9 protein-coding genes are annotated in these 6,833 nt (G+C 32.5%); all 9 read right to left on the bottom strand.

Features of this window, described 5'->3' with window-relative positions; genetic code table 11:
* Nucleotides 1–120: 120 nt before the first annotated feature.
* The 9 genes from M2475_RS05665 to M2475_RS05625 all read right to left on the bottom strand — a co-directional run bounded on the left by M2475_RS05665 (nt 121) and on the right by M2475_RS05625 (nt 6,825).
* The gene (locus tag M2475_RS05665; protein ID WP_277490168.1) at nt 121–792 is read right to left on the bottom strand and encodes a GntR family transcriptional regulator; all 672 of its coding nucleotides are present in this window, start codon (nt 790–792) and stop codon (nt 121–123) included.
* A gap of 70 nt (nt 793–862) precedes the next feature.
* A complete protein-coding gene (locus tag M2475_RS05660) occupies nt 863–1,951 on the bottom strand; it encodes a MupG family TIM beta-alpha barrel fold protein (RefSeq protein ID WP_277490167.1) in 1,089 nt (362 codons plus the stop codon).
* 44 nt (nt 1,952–1,995) lie between these two features.
* On the bottom strand, nt 1,996–2,430 hold the full coding sequence (locus M2475_RS05655; protein ID WP_277490166.1) for a DUF3284 domain-containing protein: 435 nt from the start codon (nt 2,428–2,430) through the stop codon (nt 1,996–1,998).
* Nucleotide 2,431: 1 nt separating this feature from the next.
* The gene (locus M2475_RS05650; RefSeq protein ID WP_277490165.1) at nt 2,432–2,587 is read right to left on the bottom strand and encodes a hypothetical protein; all 156 of its coding nucleotides are present in this window, start codon (nt 2,585–2,587) and stop codon (nt 2,432–2,434) included.
* A gap of 18 nt (nt 2,588–2,605) precedes the next feature.
* Nucleotides 2,606–2,821, bottom strand: a complete 216-nt coding sequence (locus M2475_RS05645; protein ID WP_277490164.1) for a hypothetical protein — start codon at nt 2,819–2,821, stop codon at nt 2,606–2,608.
* A 15-nt stretch (nt 2,822–2,836) separates the two neighbouring features.
* Nucleotides 2,837–3,145, bottom strand: a complete 309-nt coding sequence (locus tag M2475_RS05640) for a PTS lactose/cellobiose transporter subunit IIA (protein WP_277490163.1) — start codon at nt 3,143–3,145, stop codon at nt 2,837–2,839.
* Between the two features lie 58 nt (nt 3,146–3,203).
* Nucleotides 3,204–4,538 carry a PTS transporter subunit EIIC gene (locus M2475_RS05635; RefSeq protein WP_277490162.1) on the bottom strand — a complete coding sequence of 445 codons (1,335 nt, stop codon included), beginning with the start codon at nt 4,536–4,538 and terminating at the stop codon, nt 3,204–3,206.
* Between the two features lie 28 nt (nt 4,539–4,566).
* Nucleotides 4,567–4,869: a PTS sugar transporter subunit IIB gene (locus tag M2475_RS05630; RefSeq protein ID WP_277490161.1), complete on the bottom strand. Its 303-nt coding sequence runs from the start codon at nt 4,867–4,869 to the stop codon at nt 4,567–4,569.
* A 189-nt stretch (nt 4,870–5,058) separates the two neighbouring features.
* Complete coding sequence (locus M2475_RS05625; RefSeq protein ID WP_277490159.1) at nt 5,059–6,825, bottom strand: DUF885 domain-containing protein; 1,767 nt, start codon at nt 6,823–6,825, stop codon at nt 5,059–5,061.
* Nucleotides 6,826–6,833: the final 8 nt, after the last annotated feature.

Raw genomic sequence — 6,833 nt, 5'->3', positions numbered from 1 at the left:
TTTACACACATAATTGATAGCATACGAAAAATATTAAAAACATACATAATTAAAAGGGTGCTCCGTAATGGAACACCCTTTATGTCAACAGTCTGAGAGTATATCTTTAAAAGATATACTCTACGATGTTATTTCTATAACTTTTTCTTTTGGATTATTGAATACTTTCATATAAATTAAAGGTTTTCCACTTTTTTGATTGACTATATTTTCAACCATGATGATTGGCTCATGGATTTTAAGTTCTAACATATGTGCATACTGCATGGGAACGAGCGTTGGTACAAATCGTTGTGTCAATCCACCTTTTGATATGAATGCATTAAAATCTTGCCACTTTGGCAAGTTTCTAAATTCTTCATCTGAAAGATTTAAACGATTAATATAAATTTCTTCAATTGCTTGCGGACGATCATCCGAAAGCATCAAACGAATCATCCTAACTACAGAATCCTCTGGTCCAATATTTAACCGTTCTTGAACTTCCTCAGAAGAGGAGGCTTTCACATCAAAATATATCGTTTTATAACTTATTTTTCGATTATCATCCTTTTTTTCTAGGGTAGTATTTTTTTTATGTAAAACCTTATCAGCAACAAATGTACCTTTATTAGAATCACGATATAAATATCCTTCATCTACTAGGGCATTAATTGATTTGCGAACAGTCATACGACTCGCATCATATTGAATTGCTAGATCTCTTTCACTTGGAATAGGTGCATTCGCTGGTAACTCACGAATCGTATCAATCATCTTTTCCTTTATTTGCAAATAAATTGGTATGCTCACTAAATTTTCCTCCATTTTGCCTATTGTTATAACAATTATATGTTACAGTTTAGAAAATGACAAGATGTATTTATCGCATAAATGCAAATGTTCTCCATGGTTCAATATAGTCCAATAATATCCTCTCATTTTCTGGAATGCTACCAATTACATTCTTTCTTCCATCATTTGGCATATCTTTTAAAACAATATGCAATTCACCTTTGTATCGTGAATACTCATCATTCACAATAATCACATCCCCACGCTTCAAATCACGCGTATTTGCAGGAGGAACACTCTCTTTGGCATGAGTTACTCTAGGGAATGTGGAACGAGCCATGTATTCACTCATATCACCCCTTACAAAATGTCTGTGTTCGAAAATAATTTTTTCTTCTGTTGGATGTAATTCTTTCTCATAATCAATCTTGAAAGTTAATACATTTGGGTTGATTTTTGCACATATTTCTAATTCTTCTTGAGAAGCAAAAGCATTTCCTATTAATACATCGTCAACCATTTGTGTAGCACACAGATGACGCATTTGTACATCAATTGGTAAATCCCTATGTATCTCTAAAGTACATAACCCTTCGTTTACAGGCCACGGCCCAAATGTATCTACATTTTGTGATGATACAAAAGCAGCAATTTGTAAACCATGTTCTTTTATCATAGTATTACATAAGTTAAAATGCTTTTCGCTTAACCCTGTATAACGTTGTGGATAAAAATTATGACATGTAATCATTGCATCTTTATTAGGATAATGTGAAATGATATTATCAATATACCCATTTCCAAAACTTGCATTAATCTCAATTTTCAAATTTTCTTTATTATAGGTCATCAAACTTTCTTTCAACCCATCAAAACCTTCATCTAAACGAATTCCATCTGCATGCATTTCCTTAAAAAATGATAAATTTTCATAACTAACACCAAGCTTATCAAATACAAATGGTGCTACATCTAAGATTACTTCCATGTGAAACTCATGTGCATAATTAATCATATCTCTAAATTCTTTTAATATTTCATCCTTTGATTTTCCTTCCACACTTAATAAACATGTGAAAATTCTTTTAAACCCACAATTCGCAGCACGTTTTATATAGTCCTTATTAGCCTCTAGTGATGCATGTTCGGGATATACTGATATTCCTAATCTTGCCATTTTTGTCCTCCTTACCAAAAAAGAGAATGATAACCATTCTCCGTTTACTCTTGTACGAGTGTTTCAATTTGATTCAACACTAAATTCGCTTTCTTTTTATTTGAGCGCTTATATAACTTTGACATAAGTCCATAGTTTAAATTATTACTTTTTTTATCAGACAAAAATTCTTCATTATAAGTTAGCTTAAAATGTGTATCATCAACCTTCTCCAAAATATAAGATAATGTATTTACACCTTGTGCACTTTCAAAAGAAGCTTTATAAACACTTGGTGAATCTATTTCTACTATCGTAACCCTTATTGTCCCAGCTTTTCCAAGTTTATTCTGTAATTGTTTTGTATAGTTATATCCCTTTCCAATATCTTCCAACTTCACTTTTTTACCTTCTGCCGCTTCAATATCTTCCAATAACGATGCCATCAAAATAGAAAAACATTTTTCTTCTGATCCCCTGATTATTCTCGATACTTCCATTTTATAAACTTCCTTTCTTCTTTTTCAGTAAAAGGTAGACGCCAACTGCTGTCAGTAAAATTCCACTAACCATTATGCCAAGACCTTTTACTACTGTCGATGATAATAAAATTAATAAACAACCCATGCTAATCATAAATAATGACCATTCTTTCATATAAGCACTCCTATTTAATTAAGCTGCCTTTACTTGAAAATATAGAACAGCTCCTACCTCAGTAGATTTAATTGCCGCTTTCGCTACTTTAATTGCATCTTCAATATCTTCTGTATTTACTGAAAAAGATAAATTAATCCCATTCTTTCCTTCATACTTGTATTGAAATGTATCAATTGCTTCTACTGTTTCTATAACAAAATCCTGTTTTATTGGACAAGAAATTATAATCATGTTCACACCTCTATTCTAACCAATTTGCTTGTATACATCAATAAACTCATTTGCCAAAATTTTAAAAGCTTCAGCACTCATCAATTGATCTTCAGCATGAATTAATAATAATGTAATATTACTCAATTCTCCATTTGCTTCGCTTTGAATCAATTGTGCATGAGCATGATGTCCTTCAGTGAAAAAAGCTTCACCTTCTTCAATAGATTTTTGTGCTTTCTCAAAATCTTTTGCTTTAGCTTGTTGAATTGCTTCAATGAAACAACTCCTTGCACCACCAACATTTGATATGATTTGAAAGCAAGTTAATTCTAATCCTTCCATATTATCTCCTTTATCTTTATAACGGGAAGAGAATTCTTCCCGTTATCAAAAGCTTTACTTATTCGGCATCTGCTTCTTCTAATTCTACTTTATTTCCAATTAATACAAATGCACCCCATATAACTACTGCAATAACTAAGTTTATTAATGCTAAGATTGCTGCCGCAATGCTACCACCTGTTGCAAGGAAAGCATAGATGATTGGTGGCATTACCCAAGGAACTGGTGTAAATACAGGCGGAACAACCCCCATTGCCGTTGCTGCATAAGCGATGATAGTTAGAATCACTGGTACAATCATCCATGGAATAAAATATATTGGATTAAGTACAATTGGCATACCAAACATTACTGGTTCATTGATATTGAATGCTCCCATTGGGGCACTTAATTTAGCAATTGCTCTTGCATCATCTTTTTTCGAGAAGATGAAAATCGCAATAATCAATGCAATCGTACATCCTGCTCCACCCATCCAAACATATGCATCAAATGATCCACGTGTCCATAAATAAGGTAACTCACTCACTGCTGTACCTGCTGTATAGGCTGCATTGTTTGAGTTTGTCGCTGTAAGATAAACTCCATCCAATACAGGCGCCAAAACATTCGTACCATGAATCCCAAAGAACCAAAACAACTGTACAGCGATAATAACGATAATAACTGCTCCAAAGCCTTGTGACAACGATAAGAATGGCTGTTGAATATATTCCAAAATCAAATCTCCAATAGCTTTTCCTGTACCCAAATTAATAAGATATGCAATAATTGCACAAAGATAAATAGATATCAATCCAGGAATAATTGCTGTAAATGCTTTTGAAACTGCAGGAGGCACTGAATCTGGTAATTTGATTGTAATATTAGCATTAATTAATTTTGAATAAACAATTGATGCTAACAATCCAACAATCAGTGCTGTAAATAATCCACTTGAATTTAAATATGTATAGTTAATATGTCCCCAAGCACCTATTTCTTCACCTGCTTCACTAACAACCGTAATTGCTTGTGGTGTTACTGCAATAAAAGCAGCCACAGCGATTACACCACCTGCTAATGCAGGTGCTTTATAAGCTTTCGCAATATAATAACCTAAAGCAAAAATAAATACTAGAGAAATGATTGCTAGTGTACCCCACCAAACATTTCCATTTACCCCAATGATACCCGATACAATATCAGAGGATACGAAACTATTTTCTAACCCCCACCATTCATTTGGTAAATCTCTAAAAAATACATTTAATAATGTAGCTACCGCCCCTGCCATTGTAACTGGCATAATTGCGATGAATGCATCACGAATTGCAACTAAGTGCTTTTGTGATCCAATCTTCGCCGCTACTGGAACAAAATGCTGTTCCATCCAATTTGTAAAACTTTTCATATGTTCTCCTTTTTCCCTATTCACCCTTCTAAGCAATTAATGAAAGTGCTTCTTCTAATACTTTAGCTCCATTCATAGTACCGTAACTAGCCATATCAATGACCATCACAGGTTTTTCATTGTTCACGCGCTCTTTCATCTTAGATTCAAGATAACGAACTTGTGGACCTAGACAAATAACATCTGCTTTTCCAATGTGATTTTCAGATTCCGCATCTCCTACTGCCCAGATATTTGCTTCAATTCCTTTTTCTTCAGCTGCTTCTTGCATTTTCTTAACAAGCGCACTTGTAGACATTCCAGCCGAACAAACAAGCAAAATATTTGTCATGAATTTTCCCTCCTTTCGTGGTATATACCACATTTCATAATTCTAATATACCATAGTTTCCACATAATGCAAGCGTTTTCATAAAAAGGACTAACTCCTGTATGATTCAGGAATCAGTCCTTAGTAACTTTAATTATTTAATCATTAAACCTAATTAATTGAGTTTATTTTATATTTCTTTAGCGTATATTAATCTAATAATTGATTTTGAATATATTCTTCTACAATTTTATAAGATGCTGGTCCAACATCTAACAATGCTTTATGATATTTTTTATCTGTATAATCATCACCCATTTCACTTTTTATACTTTCTCTTAAATCTGTAAGTCTAAATCCTGCTCCATAGTATTTAGAGAAAATACCTGGCGTATGAAGCAATTGCTCATAAGCTGATTTCAAATCTTCTTCTGATAATTGACCACTATACAATTTATTAAATTCCTTTTTCGCTTTTTCTTCACTTATTCCATCATAATGAATACGAATATCTAACAATAAAATTTCAGCATAAGAATATTGTTGTAAATATGTATATGCTTCTGCTGCTTCTGCATCAATTGCATATTTTGCGGAATACTGCTCAACATAATTAGCATATCCTTCTGTATAACCACTGTATCCTAACAATTGACGAATCATAGGAGCGTCACCAAATTCTTTGTAATATTGAATTTGATACATATGACCTGGAAAACCTTCATGAGCGATTGTTAAAAATTCATCTTGCTTATATTCTCCATTCAACACCATCATTTCTTTTGCATCCAAAGAATCCACTGGACTTGTAAAGTAAGCCGCGGCAGCACTGAAAATACTTTGCATTGATTTTGGAACGATTTCCATTTGATATTCAACTTTTCTAATTTCTGGGAAATCTTCTTTAATATCATTTTCTAATTGTTCAATTGTTTCTTGTGGTGAAGTTGCCTTTGTATAAATCACACCATTTTCTGCACTTTCAGCAAATACTTTGTTATATACTTCTTCACTAGCATTTACTGCTTCTCTTGCTTTCTTCAGCAATTCTTTACTCTTATCTTCTAAATATTCACGATAGTCTTCTACATCATCAAACCCAGTATTTGCATAAATCAATTCTTCATAATATTCTTTACCATCTTTATAAACAGAAGCATATCCTTCATCTTTCTTAGTCTTAACATCTAATTTTTCTAATTCTGTTTTTAAATCACTATATGCTTTAACGATACCTTCTTTCACATATTTTTTATTTGTTTCTATATATTCTTTTTTCTTCGCATCTTCTAAACCTTCAAAAGAATTGATTTTTTCATTGAATGATTCTATTAGAAATGCATGATCCGCTTTAATAAAATCATCACATTGCTTAATAACCGCCTCTATTTGTGATGGTGTCATACCATAGCCTTTATCTTGACGTTCTTGTTCATGTTTCGCAAGTCCCACGAAATATTCTGGACTTGTTTTTAGTAAATTAATATATGAATCGATATCATTTTTCGTTCTAAACTTATAAAAATAAAGATTCAAAGGTAAATTACCAGGCTCTCCATATACTGAATCAAGGTAGTTTGTACTTAAGTAATAATTTGCCTTATCACTAACATCTGATTCTGTATCAAATGCATCTAGTAAAACATCATATGTTAATTGTTGATCTTCGCTTAATGAGCTACGCTTAAAATCTTTTACTTTTTCATAGAATTCTTTTGTGTCTTTAAGATCCTTATCATATTTTTTCTTTGATGGAAGTGAAAATTCATATGTTACATCCTTGTATCCAACTGCTTCTTTATCCTCAAAGAAAAAATTCAACTCATAATCTGTTTCTTCAAACATCTTCCCTGGAAGTTCGTCTACAAACTTATCAAAATCTTTGTTGGGCTCACTTGCTACCCCACCATCATCACCACAAGCTACTAATGTAACTGCTAGTAGTACAACGAATAATAATTTTGCTATTTTTTTCATGGTTCCTC

The organism is Breznakia sp. PF5-3 (genome assembly GCF_029504745.1).
Taxonomy (GTDB): domain Bacteria; phylum Bacillota_I; class Bacilli_A; order Erysipelotrichales; family Erysipelotrichaceae; genus Breznakia.
Note: the sequence above shows the minus strand (reverse complement) of the source record. Positions and strands in the feature narration are given on the sequence as shown.